We start from the raw sequence: 16,747 nt of genomic DNA on the forward strand, positions 1-16,747 counted from the left end.
GGTGGGAGCTGGCCGGTAGGGGACTGGGGGGTCGGGGGGTGGGTGAGGGGGAGGCGGTTGAGGCGGACGCGTTCCCAGGCGCGTTCCCAGGCGGGGATGTGCGGTTCGGGCACCCGGCAGGCTCGCAGGAACGCCACCATCACCGCCTTCTTGGGGAAGCGCCGGCCCGCGAGCATGTCGGCGCAGGTGGCGCGCGGCAGCCGCGCCCCGCCCGCCCGGTCGGCCCGCGCCTGCAGCTCCCGCAGCGACACGTCGGCCCGGGCGAACTGCTCGGCCAGCGCCTTCACCAGGCTCTCGTGGCAGTTCACCCGCTCCAGCGCGGGCCCGGGAGCCTGCGTGAGGTCTTCGCTCATCGCATCCCCTCCTCTTGACGGTCCGTGTGACGTCCAGTGTATGAACCGTGACCGAGAGTGTCCGACGAATGGTCGCCGGCCGTCCGGGTCCGGACGGCTTCGTCCGACGCCCTGTTGGACACCCCGGCGGCCCGGCTTGTCTGGGTGGCGGGGCGCGAACCGGCAGGCGGTGCGCGCATCGGCATGGAGGAGGGACGTCACATGACGCTCATGAGCGACGAGGACAGGAAGACGGCGCTGCGGGAGCACCCGGCGGTGGCCGAGGTGCTGGCGCAGTTCGGGGACGGCGCGGACGCCGTGCTGGACGAGCTGGCGGCGGGGCTGAACGCCGAGCAGATCCAGGCGATCCCGCAGTCGCCGGCGATGCCGCCGGACGCCTCGGCGGTGGACGGCTTCAGGTGCTGGCGGGCCGGCGCCGTCTATGCCGTCTATCAGCTGTTCGGCATGGCGGTGTGCACGATCGTCGGAGGTTACACGGGCGGGCTGGCCGCCATCGCGTGCCGGATGATCAAGGCCGCTGCGGGCAAGGCGATCGACTGGAACAGCCTCTGCTAGATCCTCGTCGGGCCGGCCTCCGGGAGTTTCCGGAGGCCGGCCCGACGGGCGTGGGCGCGGTCAGTAGCCGGTGCGGCGTGGGGCGGCGGACTGGCGGCGGGGGAGCGGAGGGCGAGGGGCGGGCTTGAGGTCGCGCGCCGGGTGCCCGTGCCGGTACGGCGTGCGGGCCCGGTCGCCGGTCCGGTCGCCGGTGATGGAGTCGGGAAGGCGGATGTGCATGCGTGCTCCTGTCTAGGCTCGGGTGAGCCAGGTGACCTGGGTGCCGTTGTCGAAGGACTTGCGCTGCGCGGGCGTGAACAGGGTGGGCCGGAACGCGCCGGAGAACATCGGGACGCCCGCGCCCGCCACCACGGGATAGCTCTTGAGGATGATCTCGTCGATCTCCGGGAGCAGGGTGGCGGCGAGCTTGCCGCCTCCGCACAGGTAGACGTCCATGCCGGTGTCCTCGGCCTTGAGCCGCTTGACGAGCTCGACGGGGTCGCCGGTCTCCACCGTCACCGTCGGGTCGTCGATCTTCAGCGTGCTGGAGACCACGTACTGGCGCAGGTGGGAGTAGGGGCTGGTGGTGGGGACCTCCAGCGCGGGCTCGTACGTGCCGCGGCCCATCACGAGCGTGTCGAACACCTGGTTGGGCGCGTTCTCCAGGCCGACGAGCTTGCGGATGTGGGTGGGCAGCGTCTCCGGGTAGCGCTCGTTGATCCAGGCGATCATCTGGTCGGACACGGGATAGAAGTCGAACTCGGCGTTGGGGCCGGCGATGTAGCCGTCAAGGGAGACGCCGATGTAGTAGACAAGCTTTCGCATACCGCTCAACTCCGGATGTAGTACTATGTTTGAAGTGGTTTCACCGTAGTACTACAAGTGGAGTGGTGTCAAGTGCGTACGAATCCCGAACGCCGGCTGGCGCTGATCGACGCGGCCATCGAGGTGCTGGCCAGGGAGGGCGCAAGAGGGCTGACGTTCCGGGCCGTCGACGCCGAGGCCGGGGTGCCCGTCGGCACCGCCTCCAACTACTTCCCCACCCGCGATGATCTGTTCACCCAGGTCGGCGGCCGGATCTACGAGCGCCTGCTGCCCGACGCGGCGACCGTCGCCCGCGCCCAGGAGGGCGTCCAGGACCAGGCCCGCTACGCCGCGCTCATGCACGAGCTGGTGGACCGGATCTCCGCCTTCAACACCGGCTACCTGGCCCTGCTGGAGCTGCGGCTGGAGTCGACCCGGCGTCCCGAGCTGCGCGCCGTGCTGACCGAGCGCATCCGCCAGGACATCGACGCCAACGTCGCCTACCACGCCGCCTCCGGGCTGCCCGGCGACCCGACCTCGGTGCTGCTGCTCTACCTGGCGCTCAACTGGCTCATCGTGGAGAAGCTGACGCTGCCGGACATCTTCACCGACGAGCAGGTCCACGACCTGATCGACGCCGCCGTGCGCAGATCGCTGCACCCCTGAGCCGGAACGGTCCATGTGCGAGCCCCGCCGAACGGTGTGAGCATCGGAGGATGAGCGAGCCCGAGGTCAGGCCGAACGAGACGACCGTGCCGCTGATGCCGTGCGCGTCGATGGAGGACACCCTGGCGTTCTACGAGACGCTGGGGTTCAGGGCGGTCTACAGGCAGAGCAAGCCGTACGTGTACCTGGCGCTGGAGTGGAGCGGGTTCCAGCTGCGCTTCGGACCGGCGCCCCGGGGGCTGGACCCGGCCCGGGAGGAGTCCGCCCACTGCCTGGTCCTGGTCGACGAGGTGGCGCCCTACCACGCGGCGTTCGCGGCGGCGATGCGCCGGGCGTACGGGAAGGTGCTGGACAGCGGACTGCCCAGGATCACCCGCTACCGGCCGGGCGCGTCCCGGTTCACGCTGGTCGACCCGTCCGGCAATGTGATCACCTTCGTCCGGCGTGACGAGCCGGACGAGCTGGAGTACGGCGGCTCGAAGAAGCTGACCGGCCTGGCCAAGGTGATCGACAACGCGCGGATCCTGCGGGAGTTCAAGAACGACGACCTTCAGGCGTACCGGGCGCTCAAGTCCGGGATGCGCAGGCACGGCGCGGTCGCCGGCGCGGCCGAGCGGGCCGTCGCCCTCGGGAACCTCGCCGACCTGGCCACGGCGCTCGGGGAGCCCGCCGAGCCGTGGATCGCCGAGCTGCGCGGCCTGACGCTCACCGAGGACGACCGGCGGCGCGTCGAGGCGGAGCTCGGGCATCTGGCCGCGCTCCCCGCCTGGCTGCCGTGAGCCGCGCGGCTCGTCAGCGGGCCCGCCGGACGAGCAGGCCGATCAGGTAGCAGCCGCCGATTACCGTCGTCACCACGCCCACGGGCAGCGCGACCGGCGCCAGCAGGAGTTGCGCGGCCAGGTCGGCGGCCAGCAGGAGCACCGCCCCGGCCAGCGCCGCCGGGGCGAGCGCCACCCCGGCGGCGCCCGTCAGCAGCCGCCCGATCTGCGGCGCGGCCAGCGCGACGAACACGATCGGCCCCGCCACCGCCGTCACCGTGGCCGTGCAGCCGACGCCCGCCAGGACGAGCAGCAGCCGCAGCCGGTTCAGCCGCACGCCGGAGGCGACCGCGAGGTCGTCGCCGAGCGCCGCCTGCCGCAGGCCGGGGGAGAGCACGGCCAGCAGCCCGGCCAGCGCGGCGACCACGGCGAACGGCAGGGCCAGCTCGTCCCAGTCGACGCCGTTGAGCGATCCCGCGCTCCAGCCGGTCGCGGCCATGGCGATCTCCAGCTCGGCGCGCAGCACGATCCACGCGTTGAGCGCGGTCAGCATCGCGTTCACGGCGATGCCGACGACGACCAGGCGCATGCCGCTCAGGCCGGACCTGAGCGACAGCGCGTACACGGCAGCGGCGGCGGCCAGGCCACCGGCGATCGAACCGGCCGCGAGCTGCGTGGACGTGCCGCCCAGCACGGTGATGGCGAACAGCGCCCCGGTGTAGGAGCCCGCGTCGAGGCCGACGACGTCGGGGCTGCCGAGCGCGTTGCGGGTGAGGTTCTGGAAGACCGCGCCCGCCAGGCCGAGCGCCGCGCCGAACACCAGCGCGGCGGCCACCCGGGGCAGCCGCCACTCGCGCACCACCACGACCTCGTCGCCGTGCCCGGCCAGCGCCGCCAGCACCTCCGTCGGCGGCGTCCACGACCCGCCCGCGCACAGCCCCAGCAGCCCGAGCCCGAGCGCCGTGAGCACCAGCGCCAGTGACACCGCGAGCGTCCTGCGCCCGGTCCTGACCGAGTACGGGCCCGCGCGCAGCACCAGGTGGGCGCCCGCACGCCGCGCCGGGGCCGCCGGGGAGCCGGTCATGCCGGCACCGCCCCGCGCCGCCGTACCGCCCAGATGAGCACCGGCGCGCCCGCGAACGCCGTCACCACGGCCACGGGCACCTCGCCGGTCGGCAGCAGCACGCGCGCCCCGATGTCCGAGGCGAGCAGCAGCACCGGCCCCAGCACCATCGTGTACGCCATCAGCCACGGGATCGACGCGCCCGCCGGCCGCCTGGCCAGGTGGGGCACCATCAGCCCGAGGAACGCGATCGGCCCGGCGGCGGCGGTGGCGGCCCCGGCCAGCAGGGTCACGAGCACCAGCACCGACACGCGGGTGCGCAGCACGTGCCCGCCGAGCGCCCGCGCGACCTCCTCGCCCATCATGAGCGCGTTCAGCGGCCTGGTGACCAGGATGGCGCACACCAGCGCGACGGCGATGGCCCCGGCGGGCAGGGCGAGCGGGAGCTGCTCCTGCCCGGCCAGCGACCCCACGGACCAGAACCTGAACCGGTCGAACACGTCGGGGAACATGAGCCGCAGCCCGAGCGAGACGCCGGAGAGCACGGCGCTGAGCGCCACCCCGGTCAGCACCAGGCGCAGCGGCGCGGCCGAGCCGAGCGCGTACACGAGCAGGGCGGCGAGCACGGCGCCGAGCGAGGCGAGCGCGAGCTGCGCCGCCTGCCCGGACGCCAGGCCCAGCACGCCGCCGACGTTGATCGCGAACCCGGCTCCCGCCGTCACGCCCAGGATGCCCGGCTCGGCGAGCGGGTTGCGCGTCAGCGTCTGGACCAGCGTGCCGGCGGTGCCGAGGGCCGCGCCGACGCAGACGCCCAGGACGGTGCGCGGCACCCGCACCTCGTTCACGATCAGGTACGCGTCGCCGCCGCCGGAGCCGGTGAGCGCCCGCCACACGTCAGCCGGGGTGAGCGCCTGCGCGCCGACGCAGAGGCTGGCGACCGCCACGGCGAGCAGCAGCACCACCGACGCGGCGAGGACGGCCGGGCGGTACTCAGTCTTCAAGCCCGGCGACTCCGCGCTTCCAGTAGCCGGTGAACAGCGCGTCCAGCCGGCCCTCGCTCCACGGGCGCAGCGGCTTGAGGTCGCCCGTCTCCCCGGCGGCGAACAGGAACGCGGGGACGTCCGGCAGCTTCAGCCCCTGGACGGTCTCAGCCAGCGCCGAGCGCCCGTGCTCGCGGACGAGCCGGACGACCTCCACGCCGGCCCGCTCGGCGAGCGGGTAGCCGTGCTCGACGGCGTCGTCGGTCTCGATCACCAGGTGGGCGGAGACGTCCGGCGGCGACTCCTCCAGCCAGCGGGCCGCCGCCGGCAGCGCGGTCGCGTCGACGGCGAACACGTAGTGGCCGTAGGTGTGCGGGAACGTCTTGGCCCCCGGCGGCCCGGCGACCGTCACCGGGTCGCCGACCGCGACGGAGGCCGCCCATCCGCTCGCCAGGCCGCCGTCGTGCAGCACGATGTCCAGGTCCAGCTCGCGGGCCGCCGCGTCGTGGCGCCGCACGGTGTACTTGCGCGTCGGCGGCATCGGCCGGGGCCAGTCGAGCATCAGCCTGTCGTTGGGCACCGGGACGCGGTGGGCGCCGTCGGGGTCGGGGAAGACGATCCTGACGTGGTCGTCGGCCTGGTAGGTGTGGAAGCCGTCCAGCTCCGGCCCCTTGAGGGTGAGCCGCAGCATGCGCGGCGTCACCAGCTCGCGGGCGGCCACCCGGACGGTGCGCACGCCGATCGGGTACGGGACGCGGATCAGGCCGGTCCCGGCGGCGTGGTGGGCGGCGACCTTGGGGCCGGGGTCGCGGCGGTCGGCGCTCATGACGCCGCCAGCGGCGCGAGCGCCTGGTCGACGGCGTCCAGCGTCATCAGCGCCGAGTCGTACGTGGCCGCCTCGGTGTAGCGGATCGGGAACGCCTTCCCGGCCTTGACCGCCGGGAGGTTCTTCCACAGCGGGGAGTCGAGCACGTACTTCACCGACTCGTTCGGCGTGCCGTCGGGCCGCACCGAGTACGTGATCGCGTCGGCCTCGCCGAGACTGGCCGGCAGCTCCTCGATCGACGGGTACTCCGACACGTCGCTGCTCCCTCCGCCCTTCTTCTTGACCTGTCCGTAGTAGGTGACGCCGACGTCCTGGGCGATGTTGGTGCCCCAGGAGCCGGCGAACTCGCGCTGGAACGTCCCCTTCGCGGCTTCCCCGTACGAGCCGACGTGGCCGAACTTCATGCCCGCCAGCGCCTCCCGGTACTTGGCGGCCAGTTCGGCGGCCTTCTTCTCGTAGGCGGCCTTGGCCTGGCCGAAGTTCGCGGCGCGGCCGGCGGCGTCGGACTGCCGCTGCGACAGCTCGCGCCACGCGGACGGGACGGTCGGGCCGATGGCGACGACGGGGGCGATGGACTCGAGCCGGTCCATGTCCACGTCGGCCAGCACCGGGGCGGGGACGCCGATGACGATGAGGTCCGGCTTGACCTTGGCGATGGCCTCGTAGTTGGTCTCGGCCGCGGTCTCGCCGGCGATCTTCTCCAGCCGGTCGTAGGTGGCCCGGTGCTCCTGCGACATCAGCGGCAGGCCGCGCTTCCACAGGGAGACGCCGACGAGCGCGGCGTCGGCCTCGATGAGCGCGGGCACGGCGTACCCGGTGGCGACGACCCGCTGGGGGTCGGCGGGGATGGTGACCTGGCCGTTGTCGGCGGCGAACACGCGGGTCGCGGCGGCGGCGGCGGCCGGCTGCTCGCCGGACGGGGCCGAGCCGCACCCGGCGACCAGGGCGAGCGCGAGAAGCGGGACTCCGGCGGCACGCCGGAGCTGGGCAGAGTGCATCAGAAGGGGTCCTTCACCAGGGATGAGACCTAGTTAGGTTACCCTTACCAAAGTTGCTTCTGATGTCGCTGGGAGGCCATCCGATGTCGCTGGGACGCCACTCCGTGACGGTCACCGACCCTGTCGGGACCGACCCGCTGCGCTGCGACGAGTTCGGCTACGGGCTCGGCCGCCTCGACGGCGTCCTCGTGCTCAAGTACCGCTCGGCGGCCGTGCTGGAGTTCGCCGAGAGCCGCCAGGACTTCCTGCACCAGCTCTACTGGTCGCCCGACGGCATGCTGGCCACCAGGCACGGCGCGCGCACCCAGTTCGTCGGCCACCGGGAGGCGTTCTGGGCGCACCGGGCCGTCACCCACGAGGTGCGCGCGGCCGACCGGCAGACCGTCTACCGGATCTGCCTGCGCGAGGTGCCCCCGGCGCTCGCCGGGCTGCGCGCGGGGGCCGTCTCCGTCGGGCGGGAGGCCGCCCGGCTCATCGAGGCCATCGCCAGGCCCGGCCTCGACGAGGCCGAGGGGCTGGCCGCCCGCGACGTCATCATGGCCGGGCTGGGCACGAGCACCGCCGAGTTCGTCGGCCACCACGCCACCGGCACCGGTTTCGCGATGACGGTGGCGCGGGCGCTCTCGCACGACCCGGGCGACGCCGCCCGCCTGGAGGAGTGGGCCGAACGGCTGCATGTCAGCGTCAAGACGTTGCAGCGCGACTTCGAGCGCGAGTTCGGCATGCCGTACTCGCGGGTGCGCACCAAGCTGCGGCTCAGCACGTCGCGGGTGCTGCTGGAGACGCAGCCGGTGGCCGAGGTGGCGCGGCGGGTCGGCTACTCCAGCCCGTCGGCGTTCATCAGCGCCTTCACCAAGGAGTACGGCTGCACCCCGGGCCGCTACGCCGCGACGTGACGGCCATCCGGCGTTCACCGGCACGTCACGGGCGCTGCCTACGCTGAGCGCTCATGCGGAAGATGGCCCCGGCCCTGGCCGCGGCAGCGCTGTTGTGCGGATGCGCCACCGGCCTCGACGGCGCCCCGTCGATCCTGGACAAGGACGAGCTGGTCGTCGCCGTGAAGTCGGACCAGCCCGGCCTGGCCGTGCGCACCCCGGGCGGCGCGTTCGAGGGCTTCGACGTCGACGTGGCCGCCTACGTGGCCGCCCGGCTGGGCAAGAAGGTCTCCTTCGTCGAGACCACCTCGGAGGGCCGCGAGGCCAAGCTGCGCGACGGCGTGGCCGACATGGTGGTGGCCACCTACTCCATCAGCCCCGAACGTAAGGCCCAGGTGACGTTCGCCGGGCCGTACTACGTCTCCCACCAGGACATCCTGGTCCGGGCCGGCTATCGGCGGATCCGCGGCGTCCGCGACCTCGAAGGGCGCAGGCTGTGCGAGGCGCAGGGCTCGATCTCCACCTCGCGCATCGTGGACGGCCGCCGGATCGCCGCCGAGCTGGTCCCGGCCAGGACCTACGGCGAGTGCGTCGACCTGCTCAGGGCGGGGGCCGTGGAGGCGGTCTCCACCGGCGACCTGATCCTCGCCGGGTTCGCCGCCCGCGAGCGCGGCGCGTTCGCCATCGTGAACGCGCCCTTCACCGACGAGAGGTACGGCATCGCGCTGCCGCTCGGGGACGTGGCGGCGTGCGAGCAGGTCAACCGCGCGATCACGGACATGTACCAGGACGGCACGGCGGCCCGGCTGCTGGAGAAGTGGTTCGGCGGCAGCGGGCTGCGGCTGACGCCGTACGTGCCGGAGTTCGAGGGCTGCGTGGACTGACCCTGTCACAAAACGCCCCGCTATTCAGTCGTATGTCTGGAACGGTGTCGGGCGGAAGGGAACAGCCATGTACGCGCCAGAGAAGCGGATCGCCACGTCGGTCCTGGTCATCGGCACGGGCGGGGCCGGCCTGCGGGCCGCCATCGAGCTCGCCGAACGCGGGGTCGGCGTCCTGGCCGTCGGCAAGCGGCCCAAGGCGGACGCGCACACCTCGCTCGCGGCCGGCGGCATCAACGCGGCACTCGCCACGATGGACCCTGACGACACCTGGGAGCAGCACGCCGCCGACACCCTCAAGGAGAGCTACCTGCTCGCCAACCCCGAGACCGTGCGCATCGTCACGGAAGGCGCCGCCCGGGGCATCGAGGACCTGCAGCGTTACGGCATGCCGTTCGCCCGCGAGGCCGACGGCCGCATCTCCCAGCGCTTCTTCGGCGCCCACACCTACCGCCGCACCGCCTACGCCGGCGACTACACCGGCCTGGAGATCCAGCGCACGCTGATCGACCGCGCCGCCCGCCTCGACGTGCCCGTCCTCGACACCGTGTACGTGACCCGCATCCTGGTCCGCGACAACTCGGTCTTCGGCGCGTACGGGTTCGACCTGACCGACGGCAGCCGCTACGTCATCCACGCCGACGCGGTGATCCTGGCGGCCGGCGGCCACACCCGGATCTGGCGGCGCACCTCCTCCAGGCGCGACGAGAACACCGGCGACTCCTTCCGCCTCGCCGTGCTCGCCGGGGGCCGCATCCGCGATCCCGAGCTGGTGCAGTTCCACCCGTCCGGGCTCCTCCACCCGGAGAACGCGGCCGGCACGCTGGTGTCGGAGGCGGCGCGCGGCGAGGGCGGGATGCTGCGCAACGGGCTCGGCGAGCGGTTCATGGCCCGCTACGACGCCGAGCGGATGGAGCTGTCGACCCGCGACCGCGTCGCCCTCGCCGCCTACACCGAGATCAAGCAGGGGCGCGGCACGCCGGACGGCGGCGTCTGGCTCGACGTGTCGCACCTGCCCCGGCAGACGATCATGACGAAGCTGCCGCGCGTCTACCAGACGCTGATGGAGCTGCAGATGCTCGACATCACCAAGCAGCCGATCGAGGTCGCGCCGACCGCGCACTACTCCATGGGCGGCGTCTGGGTGCGGCCCGAGGACCACGGCACCGGCGTGGACGGCCTGTACGCGATCGGCGAGGCGGCCAGCGGCCTGCACGGGGCCAACCGCCTCGGCGGCAACTCCCTCATCGAGCTGCTCGTCTTCGGCCGCATCGTCGGGCAGGCGGCGGCCGAGTATTCTGCCGCCCTCGACGCCCAGCGCCGCTCGGCCGACGCGGTCGGCGAGGCGCGGGCCGAGGCCGACGGGCTGCTCGCCGCCGACGGCCCGGAGAACGTCCGCGCGCTGCAACGCGAGCTGCGCGACATCATGACCGAGCACGCCGGCGTCGTGCGTGACGAGGCCGGGCTGCTCAAGGGGCTCGACGCACTCGCCGCCGTCGAGGCGCGCATCGAGGACGTCGGCGTGCACCCGGACATCGCCGGGTTCCAGGACCTGGCGCACGCCTTCGACCTGAAGTCCGCGGCGCTCGCCGCCCGCGCCACGATGGAGGCCGCGCTGGAGCGGCGCGAGACCCGGGGCTGCCACAACCGCTCCGACCACCCCGGGCTGGACCCCGCCCTCCAGGTCAACCTCGTGTGGTCCGGGCCCGGCTCGATCGAGCGGGAGCCGATCCCGCCGATCCCCGCCGGGATCGCGGCGCTCATGCGCGAGGTCTCCACCGACGGCAAGCTCGTCGAGTAGCCGCCCGGCTTCCGGATGGACGCGTTCTTCCGCGACGCGCCGGCCTCCTGGGACGACCTCAGCGCATCGCCTCGGCGCCCGCCCTGATGGCGTCGCGGATGCGCGGGTAGGTGCCGCACCGGCAGATGTTGCGCAACCCGTCCAGGTCGGCGTCGGTGACGGCACGCCCCTCCTCGGCGACGCGCCGGACCAGCGCGACGGCGGCCATGATCTGGCCCGGCTGGCAGTAGCCGCACTGGGACACGTCGTGGTCGAGCCAGGCGCGCTGCATGGGATGCAGCTCCTGGCCGGACGTGGCCGCCAGCCCCTCGATGGTGGTGACCTCGTCGTCCGGCCGCAGCTCCCCCACGGGGATCGCGCACGGGCTGACGGCCTTGCCGTTGAGGTGGCTGGTGCACGCCTTGCACACGTCGATGCCGCAGCCGTACTTGGGGCCGGTGATGCCGAGCAGGTCGCGCAGCACCCACAGCAGGCGCACGTCCGGCGCCACCTCCACGGTGACCTGCTCGCCGTTGACGCGGAAAGTGTGCTCGGGCACTCGGGTCCTCCTTCAGCGGGCGTGGTCCAGGCCGTCGGCCGGGGACGGGGGGATCGGGGGCACGGTCGGCTTGGGGGTGAAGGACAGCGTCCCGTGGTTGATCGGGAACGTGGTCGGCATGGCGCCGGTCGCGCGCGCGTACGCGCAGGCGACGGCGGCCATCGAGGCGGCGACGCCCAGCTCGCCCGCGCCGCCGGGCCGGTCGGAGGTGCTGGGCATGACGATGATCCGCAGGTCGGGCGGGGTGTTCCACTGCCGGGTGTAGAAGTAGTCGTCCCAGCTCGCCTCCAGGAAGTGGCCGTCGCGCAGGTGCAGGCTGGAGGTGAGGGCCAGCGCGATCCCGTCCATGACGCCGCCCATCATCTGCGCCTCCAGGCCGCGCGGGTTGACGGCGAGCCCGGCGTCCACGGCGAAGACCGCCTTGGTGACGCGGGGCCCGGTCACGCCGTCGCGGAGCGGCCGCTCGACGGTCTCCGGGCGGCAGTCGATCTCGACGAGGGCGGCGCTGACGGACTTGTACTCGCTGTGGAAGGCGATGCCCTGCGCGGTGCCGGCGGGCATCGGCCTGCCCCATTCGCCCGCTTCGGCGACCGCGGCCAGCACCGCGCGGGAGCGCTCGTCGCGCAGGAAGTCGTGCCGGAACCGGTGCGGGTCCCGGCCCATGCGGGCGGCGAGCCGGTCGACGACGAGCTCGCGGGCGCAGGTGACGTCGGGCGAGTAGACGTTGCGCATGCTGCCGGTGTTGAAGCCCCGGTCCGTCTCGTTGAGCAGCCGGCCGCCGACGCCGAACTGGTAGGGCATCGTCTGACTGAGCTGGAAGAACGTCTGGGCGAAGCTGAGGTCGCCCCCGGGGAGCCGGGCGGCCAGGGCGGTGATGATCTCGCCGAGGCCGTGCCCGAGGTCGGTGGAGACGCTGGTGTGCCGCTGCTGGTAGCCGAGCACGGTGCCGCCGAGGTAGGAGACGCGTACCCGTGAGATGGCCATCGGGTGGGTGCGGCCCTGGCGGGAGTCGTCGGCGCGGTGCCACAGGAGCTTGACCGGCTTGCCGACGCGCTGTGACAGCTCGGCGGCCTCCAGGGCGGCGTCGAAGAACAGCTTGCGCCCGAAGGAGCCGCCGCCTTCGGTGACGTGCACCGTGACCCAGCTCTGCGGCAGCCCGAGCCTGGCGGCGATGGCCTGCTGGGCGACGATGGGCGACTTCAGCGACGACCAGATCTCGGCGCGGTCGGCGCGTACGTCGGCGATCGCGCAGTTGGGTTCGAGCGCGCTGTTGCTGCGGAAGTGGAAGGTGAACGAGCCCTCGACGACGGGGGTGGGCGGCCGGAGGCCGAGCGGCGGTTCGGCGGCGCGCAGCTCGCGGAGCACGGACTCGTCGGACTTGCCTTCGGCGGTGCCGGGCCTCCAGGTGACGCGCAGGGCGCGTACGGCGTCGACGCACTGGCCGAACGTGGCGGCGCGGACCGCCACCCCGGTGGAGATCACGACCGCGTCGGTGACGCCCGGCATGGCGCGGACCTCGGCGAGGTTGGCGACCGAGCCGACCTTGCCGTTGATGGTGGGCGGGCGGCACACCATCGCCGGTTTCGCGTCCGGGACGTCCAGGTCCAGGGTGAACTTCTTGCGCCCGGTCACCGCGTCCAGCGCGTCGATCCGGTTGTGCGGGCGGCCGATGACGGTGAAGCTCTCGCGCGCGGCGAGCTCGACCGGCACCCGCAGCGTCCGCGTGGTGGCGGCCCTGCCGGAGAGCTCCCCGATGCCGACGCTGCGGCCTACGCGGCCGCTGATCACGCCGTCCTTCAGCGTCAGGTCGGCGGGGGCGACGCCGAGCTCGGCGGCGGCGGCCTGCATCAGCCGGCTCCGGGCGACGGCGGCCGCCACCCGGATCGGGACGTACGTCGCGAACGTCGTGTTCGATCCGCCGGTGAGCTGGTTGAACACCAGCTCCGGGCGGGCGTCGGCGAGCGTGACCCGCACCCGCCCGACCGGTACGGACAGCTCCTCGGCGATCAGCATGGCGGTGGAGGTGGTGATGCCCTGGCCCACCTCGGCCCGGGGCAGCGCGAACGACACCGTGCCGTCGGGGCCGACCTCGACCGTGATCAGGTTCGCGGTCGGCAGCGCCGCCGCGGTCATCAGGTCGTTGAGGTCGAGCAGGTCGGTGATCTCCGGCGACGGGAGCCCGGGGTCCGGCCCGGCGGCGGTGACCAGCGTCGGGGCCGCCAGCACGTACCCGAGGAAGCGCCGCCGCCCGATGGCCGTCATGTGCCGGGACGGTTCGTCGTCGGGATCTCGATCCTGGTCTCCCGGCCCTTGGTGAGGAAGAACATGATGTACCGCCGGGCGGCCTCGTCGATCACCCAGGCGATCTCGGGCACCAGCGGCAGCGGCACGAGGCCCTCGCGGAACCGCACCAGCTTCGGCCAGGCGGACCTGACCAGCGGGTCCCACACCGGCTCGCGTTCGATGCCGTCCCAGTCGGCCACCTGGTCGCCGACCAGGTAGCGGGCCAGCGCGTTGCACAGGGGCCGGCTGACGCTGCCGGGGCTGGTCTGCTCGGCGAGCTGGTCCAGCAGGATGTCGGTCAGCGCCACGCCCTCCGGCGTCGGCCCCATGTTGCGCGGCAGCACCTGGTCCGACTGGGCCTCGGCGTCGGCCCAGGTGGCGGGGATGTACTCGTCCCTGATGCCGAGCAGGTGCGCGGTCACCTGCCACACGTGCAGGTACGCCTCCGACTCGGCGGCGCTGATCGGCACCTTCCACTCGCGCATCCTGCGCATCGCGAACGTCGGCAGCGTGTGCCAGGTGACCAGCATGTCCTCCTGGCTGATCGGGATGCCGTAGGGCCAGTGCGGCACCTGCTTGAGCAGATGCCGGACCGCCGCGTGCACCAGCCGGGTCTTGACCGACTCGACCACGCAGGCGCCGTCGGGCCGGTAGGCGTTCAGCGAGCCGACGGCGAACCCGAGGATGCTGGTCTTGGCGACGCGGTCCTCCATGTCGGCGCCGCCCTTGGAGTAGTAGACGGCCCGCGCCTCCTTGGGGATGGCGGTGCTCAGCATGCCGCCGCCGACGCCGTTGAGCAGGTTCAGGTACAGTCCCCTGGCCTTGTTGAACTCGGCGGCGGTGCCGAGCTTGCCGTGGTCGGCCCACGGCGGGAGGCGGCGGGCGCGCTCCATGAAGTCGCGCAGGTCGGCCGGCAGCCCGGCGGGCAGCGGCTGGTCGTTGCGGGTCCAGTCCCACAGCAGGCGGTTGACCTCGGGGACGGCGCCGCGGTCGAGGAGCGAGGCGACCAGCGGGTCGGCCTCCTCGTCCCACACCCAGCGCGGGTCGGCGCCCGCTCCGGAGCCGGCGACCGATCCGGCCGCCGCCCACGTCCACGGGCGGGCCCCGGCGGGGGTGGCCATCCCGAGCGCGCCGAGCGCGCCCAGGGCCCCGCCCGAGATCAACATCCTGCGCCTGCTCAGCTCCGCCATGCCGGGAACTCCTCTCCGAGCCGTGCCCCGGCCGCTCGGGCCGGGGCACGGCGTCTTCTGATCAGGACGGGCGGTTGGTGTCGGGGATCTCGATGCTGATCGGCCGCGCCTCCGACAGGAAGAGCAGGGCGGCCTTGCGGAGGAACTCGTCGAACAGCCAGTACGCCTCGGGCGCGGCAGGGAAGGGCAGCAGGCCCTCCCGTACGGCGATGAACGGCTTCCAGCTCACCCGCAGCAGCGGGTCCCAGACCAGCTCGCGGCGGATCCTGAGCCAGGAGGCGATCTCGTCGCCGAGCATGAAGCGGGTGAACGCGCCGAGGATGGGCTTGCCGAGGATGCCGCCGTCGACGCCGGAGCCGAGGTTGAGCAGGATGTCGGCCAGCTTGACGCCCTCGGGCGTCGGCGCGAGCACCGGGTCGAGGACCTGCGCGGCCTGGGAGTTCGCCTCGGCCCACGAGGCGGGGATGTACTCGTCCCTGATGCCGAGCAGGTGCGCGCACAGCTGCCACGAGTGCAGGAAGGCGTCGGACTCGGCGGCGGGGATCGGCACCTCCCACGCGGTGAGCTTCTGCATGACGGTCGTGGGCAGGCTGTGCCAGGTGACCATCATGTCCCGCTGGCTGATCGGGATCTCCTCGTCGGCGACCTGCGCCCAGTAGGGCGACTGCGGCAGCAGGTGGCGTACCGCGGCGTGCACCAGCCGGGTCTTGACGCAGGTGACGATCATCTCGCCGCGGGGGTCGTAGGCGTCGGCGGACATGATGTCGTAGCCGAGCTTGGCGGTCTTGGAGATGCGGTCCTTCATGTCCGCGCCGCCCTGGGAGTAGTAGACGGCGCGGGCCTCCTTGGGGATGACCGTGCTCATCATGCCGCTGGCCAGCCCGTACAGCAGGCCGAGGTAGAGCCCGCGCTTCTTGTTGAACTCGACGACGGGGGCGAGCCTGCCCCGGTCGGCCCAGGCGGGGAGGCGCCGGGCCCGTTCCATGAAGTCGCGCAGGTCGGCCGGGAGCCCGGCGGGCAGCGGCTGGTCGTTCTTGGTCCAGGTCCGTAACAGCTCGTTGACGCGGGGCACGTCGCCCCGGTCGAGGAGGGAGGCGACCAGCGGGTCGGCCTCCTCGTCCCACACCCAGCGGGGGTCGGCGCCCGCGCCGGCGCCTCCGACGGAGCCCGTGGGCGACCACGTCCACGGCGCCTGCGCCCGCGCGGGGGTGGCGATGCCGAGCGCGCCGAGCGCGCCCAGCGCCCCGCCGGCCTTGAGCACGTAGCGTCTGCTGACCTTGTCCACGCTTGCGTTCTCCTCCCTCGATCGAGGCCGAGAGCACCTCCTGATACGATGAAACAAAATCTGGTTCTGCGTATCATCACAGCACAGTGTCCTGGCCCTCACAAGACCCAGGTGATGGAGGCAGAATCACTCACGGGAGGTGATCGTGGAATCCGCGCTGTCCGTGCTCATGACGCCGACGGACTCCGAGTCGCTGCTGGACCGCGCCTACAGCGACGCCGTCGAACGGGTCGACGCCGTCGACGAGACCCGCGCGCGCATCCTCGACGCGGCCTACGAGCAGTTCTGCCGCATGGGGATCCGCCGCTCGACCATGGAGGACGTGGCCCGCCGCGCCGGGGTCTCGCGCATCACCGTCTACCGCCGCTTCGCCACCAAGGACGCCCTCGTCGAGCACGTCGTACGGCGCGAGTTCCGCCGCTACTTCGACCAGTTCCTCGTCGACATCGAGCACGCCCGCACCGCCGCCGACCGGGTCGTCCTCGGCTTCGTGAGCTCGCTGCGCGCCATCCGCCGCAACCCGCTCATCGGCGGCCTCATCGCCGCCGAGCCCGACCTGGTGGTCCCCTCCATGATCAGCGACGGCGGGCAGACCCTCGCCACCGTCCGGCAGTTCGTCGCGGGCCAGCTCCGCCGCGAGCAGCGCGCCGGCCACGTCTCCGCCGACCTCGACGCCGAGCTCGTGGCCGAGCTGATGGTACGGGTCTCCGCCTCCTTCCTGGCGACGCCGAGCCGGATCGTCGACCTCGACGACGACGACCAGCTCGCGGCCGTGGCCAGGCGTTTCCTCGTGCCCATGCTCACCCCGCGCTGACGTCCGCCCGGCGGCCGACCACTTTCCGGCTCCGGCGGTGTCCATCCCTTCGTCAGGCGTCACCGGGCAGTTCGGCGGGCGCCACCGGAGAGAAGGAG

18 protein-coding genes are annotated in these 16,747 nt (G+C 73.0%); 7 read left to right on the top strand and 11 right to left on the bottom strand.

Annotated features, from left to right (window positions below):
* Positions 1-353 (bottom strand): hypothetical protein (locus tag ACBI99_RS36265; protein ID WP_375074520.1); only part of this gene is annotated, 353 nt, incomplete at its 3' end.
* Between the two features lie 201 nt (positions 354-554).
* On the opposite strand from ACBI99_RS36265, the gene ACBI99_RS36270 reads away from it, so the two are divergent.
* Positions 555-908 (top strand): hypothetical protein, encoded by a 354-nt coding sequence (locus tag ACBI99_RS36270; protein ID WP_219510585.1) that lies wholly within the window; start codon positions 555-557, stop codon positions 906-908.
* Positions 909-968: 60 nt separating this feature from the next.
* Here the strand turns inward: ACBI99_RS36270 and ACBI99_RS36275 are convergent, their stop codons facing one another.
* Together ACBI99_RS36275 and ACBI99_RS36280 are read right to left on the bottom strand one after the other, a co-directional pair.
* The gene (locus ACBI99_RS36275; RefSeq protein ID WP_219510587.1) at positions 969-1,127 is read right to left on the bottom strand and encodes a hypothetical protein; all 159 of its coding nucleotides are present in this window, start codon (positions 1,125-1,127) and stop codon (positions 969-971) included.
* A 12-nt stretch (positions 1,128-1,139) separates the two neighbouring features.
* Positions 1,140-1,712: a dihydrofolate reductase family protein gene (locus ACBI99_RS36280; RefSeq protein WP_219510589.1), complete on the bottom strand. Its 573-nt coding sequence runs from the start codon at positions 1,710-1,712 to the stop codon at positions 1,140-1,142.
* A 72-nt stretch (positions 1,713-1,784) separates the two neighbouring features.
* Here ACBI99_RS36280 and ACBI99_RS36285 point away from each other — a divergent pair, with 72 nt between their 5' ends.
* Together ACBI99_RS36285 and ACBI99_RS36290 are read left to right on the top strand one after the other, a co-directional pair.
* The gene (locus tag ACBI99_RS36285) at positions 1,785-2,357 is read left to right on the top strand and encodes a TetR/AcrR family transcriptional regulator (protein WP_219510591.1); all 573 of its coding nucleotides are present in this window, start codon (positions 1,785-1,787) and stop codon (positions 2,355-2,357) included.
* Positions 2,358-2,407: 50 nt separating this feature from the next.
* Positions 2,408-3,136: a glyoxalase gene (locus ACBI99_RS36290; protein WP_219510593.1), complete on the top strand. Its 729-nt coding sequence runs from the start codon at positions 2,408-2,410 to the stop codon at positions 3,134-3,136.
* Between the two features lie 13 nt (positions 3,137-3,149).
* On the opposite strand, the gene ACBI99_RS36295 is transcribed toward ACBI99_RS36290, so the two are convergent.
* The 4 genes from ACBI99_RS36295 to ACBI99_RS36310 are packed head-to-tail and all read right to left on the bottom strand — an operon-like array spanning position 3,150 to position 6,982.
* Positions 3,150-4,199 carry a FecCD family ABC transporter permease gene (locus ACBI99_RS36295; protein WP_375074521.1) on the bottom strand — a complete coding sequence of 350 codons (1,050 nt, stop codon included), beginning with the start codon at positions 4,197-4,199 and terminating at the stop codon, positions 3,150-3,152.
* Positions 4,196-5,179, bottom strand: a complete 984-nt coding sequence (locus ACBI99_RS36300; protein ID WP_375074522.1) for a FecCD family ABC transporter permease — start codon at positions 5,177-5,179, stop codon at positions 4,196-4,198. The genes ACBI99_RS36295 and ACBI99_RS36300 overlap by 4 nt, the downstream gene beginning before the upstream one ends.
* Positions 5,169-5,984 (bottom strand): siderophore-interacting protein, encoded by an 816-nt coding sequence (locus ACBI99_RS36305; protein WP_375074523.1) that lies wholly within the window; start codon positions 5,982-5,984, stop codon positions 5,169-5,171. The genes ACBI99_RS36300 and ACBI99_RS36305 overlap by 11 nt, the downstream gene beginning before the upstream one ends.
* Positions 5,981-6,982, bottom strand: coding sequence for an ABC transporter substrate-binding protein (locus tag ACBI99_RS36310; protein WP_375074524.1), 1,002 nt, complete (start codon positions 6,980-6,982; stop codon positions 5,981-5,983). The genes ACBI99_RS36305 and ACBI99_RS36310 overlap by 4 nt, the downstream gene beginning before the upstream one ends.
* 62 nt (positions 6,983-7,044) lie before the next feature.
* On the opposite strand from ACBI99_RS36310, the gene ACBI99_RS36315 reads away from it, so the two are divergent.
* The 3 genes from ACBI99_RS36315 to ACBI99_RS36325 all read left to right on the top strand — a co-directional run bounded on the left by ACBI99_RS36315 (position 7,045) and on the right by ACBI99_RS36325 (position 10,539).
* Entirely contained in the window at positions 7,045-7,878 is an 834-nt protein-coding gene (locus ACBI99_RS36315) for a helix-turn-helix transcriptional regulator (RefSeq protein WP_364174691.1), read from the top strand.
* 53 nt (positions 7,879-7,931) lie between these two features.
* Entirely contained in the window at positions 7,932-8,741 is an 810-nt protein-coding gene (locus ACBI99_RS36320; protein ID WP_357585776.1) for a glutamate ABC transporter substrate-binding protein, read from the top strand.
* A 67-nt stretch (positions 8,742-8,808) separates the two neighbouring features.
* Positions 8,809-10,539, top strand: coding sequence for an L-aspartate oxidase (locus ACBI99_RS36325; protein ID WP_375074525.1), 1,731 nt, complete (start codon positions 8,809-8,811; stop codon positions 10,537-10,539).
* A 58-nt stretch (positions 10,540-10,597) separates the two neighbouring features.
* Here the strand turns inward: ACBI99_RS36325 and ACBI99_RS36330 are convergent, their stop codons facing one another.
* From ACBI99_RS36330 to ACBI99_RS36345, 4 genes are all read right to left on the bottom strand, one after another.
* Positions 10,598-11,077, bottom strand: coding sequence for a (2Fe-2S)-binding protein (locus ACBI99_RS36330; RefSeq protein WP_219510595.1), 480 nt, complete (start codon positions 11,075-11,077; stop codon positions 10,598-10,600).
* Positions 11,078-11,089: 12 nt separating this feature from the next.
* Positions 11,090-13,339, bottom strand: a complete 2,250-nt coding sequence (locus ACBI99_RS36335) for a molybdopterin cofactor-binding domain-containing protein (RefSeq protein WP_375074526.1) — start codon at positions 13,337-13,339, stop codon at positions 11,090-11,092.
* Complete coding sequence (locus ACBI99_RS36340; RefSeq protein ID WP_375074527.1) at positions 13,336-14,550, bottom strand: oxygenase MpaB family protein; 1,215 nt, start codon at positions 14,548-14,550, stop codon at positions 13,336-13,338. The genes ACBI99_RS36335 and ACBI99_RS36340 overlap by 4 nt, the downstream gene beginning before the upstream one ends.
* A 61-nt stretch (positions 14,551-14,611) precedes the next feature.
* Positions 14,612-15,835, bottom strand: coding sequence for an oxygenase MpaB family protein (locus ACBI99_RS36345; RefSeq protein WP_364174701.1), 1,224 nt, complete (start codon positions 15,833-15,835; stop codon positions 14,612-14,614).
* A gap of 169 nt (positions 15,836-16,004) precedes the next feature.
* Between ACBI99_RS36345 and ACBI99_RS36350 the strand changes: the two genes are divergently transcribed.
* Positions 16,005-16,649, top strand: coding sequence for a TetR/AcrR family transcriptional regulator (locus tag ACBI99_RS36350; protein ID WP_219510637.1), 645 nt, complete (start codon positions 16,005-16,007; stop codon positions 16,647-16,649).
* Positions 16,650-16,747 lie beyond the last annotated feature (98 nt).

This window comes from Nonomuraea sp. ATR24, from assembly GCF_041950485.1.
In the GTDB taxonomy this organism is placed as follows: Bacteria; Actinomycetota; Actinomycetes; order Streptosporangiales; family Streptosporangiaceae; genus Nonomuraea; species Nonomuraea ceibae.